Raw genomic sequence first — 261 nt, 5'->3', positions numbered from 1 at the left:
ATGGCGGTTAAGGTGAGCGCGGCGGCACCGGAAGACCATTGCGTATTGATCCAGAAGGCGCAGCCCAGCACGATAACGCAGAAGGTACGCAGGGCGCTCCAGCCCGCCTCGGCGCTGTCACTGTCGCGCGCCAGCGCCGGAACCGGCGGTGGCTGAAAGCGGGTGTCGGCATCGGCGCGATCCAGCAGGCGGATCCAGCGCAGCACGTTGAGGTACATCCAGCAGAAGTAGCGCAGCCGCTGACAAAAAGCGCGCTGCCGG

General features: G+C 66.3%; 1 protein-coding gene. It reads right to left on the bottom strand.

Translation table 11 applies throughout. The annotated features are described in order from the left end of the window. Nucleotides 1-261 (bottom strand): FUSC family protein (locus tag SB765_RS30840; protein WP_410932649.1); only part of this gene is annotated, 261 nt, incomplete at both ends.

This window comes from Pseudomonas sp. SIMBA_067 (genome assembly GCF_046534675.1).
GTDB lineage: Bacteria > Pseudomonadota > Gammaproteobacteria > Pseudomonadales > Pseudomonadaceae > Aquipseudomonas > Aquipseudomonas putida.
Note: the sequence above shows the minus strand (reverse complement) of the source record. Positions and strands in the feature narration are given on the sequence as shown.